Annotated in this window: 1 protein-coding gene; it reads left to right on the top strand. The window is 41.1% G+C overall.

Features of this window, described 5'->3' with window-relative positions:
* The coding region (locus tag ACTNDI_RS14055; protein WP_441101577.1) for a hypothetical protein at nucleotides 1-360 on the top strand (360 nt) is incomplete at both ends.

Below are 360 nucleotides of genomic sequence, written 5' to 3'. Positions count from 1 at the left end.
AGAGATTTTCATACGATCTGTGGAAAGACGAATACCAATGGCGCAAAATTTCAAAAAGAGTCTTGTTCCATTCAATGGCTTGGGCTGAATATCAAATGTAAACTTCCAAAAAATCAAGATTATCTTCTGGAAGCCTTGGATTCGGAAATCTCCTATTGCGAAATGGCACGAAAGATGTTTCCAAATGGCTGGCACTATTATGTTGTTTTGTATCTGAAAGGCGATGCCCCGCATAAAATAAAAGCCGTAGGAAGAGATGATGTTGCCGGTATTGATATCGGAACTTCTACCGTAGCCTGTGTATCTTCCCGGTCGGTCACATTACAAGAACTTGCTCCCAAATGCAGGGAATACAATCAG

This window comes from Bilifractor sp. HCP3S3_D3, from assembly GCF_052063915.1.
Taxonomy (GTDB): Bacteria; Bacillota; Clostridia; order Lachnospirales; family Lachnospiraceae; genus Bilifractor.
This window is presented reverse-complemented; position numbering and strand designations above follow the sequence as displayed.